The sequence below is a fragment of the Pseudomonas sp. 2995-3 genome, from assembly GCF_002742565.1.
GTDB classification, from domain to species: Bacteria; Pseudomonadota; Gammaproteobacteria; order Pseudomonadales; family Pseudomonadaceae; genus Aquipseudomonas; species Aquipseudomonas edaphica.
The window spans coordinates 1-249 of the sequence record NZ_LJSB01000409.1 but is presented as its reverse complement, the minus strand read 5'-3'; the positions used below and the strand labels follow the sequence as shown (position 1 = coordinate 249).

At 42.2% G+C, this 249-nt stretch carries 1 protein-coding gene; it reads left to right on the top strand.

All coding sequences use genetic code 11. The features are described from left to right. Positions 1 to 43: 43 nt before the first annotated feature. On the top strand, positions 44 to 249 hold a 206-nt coding region (locus AOA62_RS31640), incomplete at its 3' end, for a hypothetical protein (RefSeq protein ID WP_218244242.1).

Here is a 249-nt window from a genome sequence, read left to right as displayed (position 1 = left end):
ATTCAGAGGGGATCATGAGCCACATGGTGAAAACTCAAAGCCCATGACTGTACCATTAATTGTTTTAGCGGTGTTAGCGATTTTTTCAGGCTTCGTCAACACACCTCTAGGATTCTGGTTAGAAGATTTCCTAGTTCAAGATGTTGCAGTAGGTTATCAAGCGCACGGTGAAATGTGGTTAGTTGGACTATCCATCGGTGTTGCTGTAGCGGGTATCGGTCTTGCATTCTTAATGTATTACAAAAATGT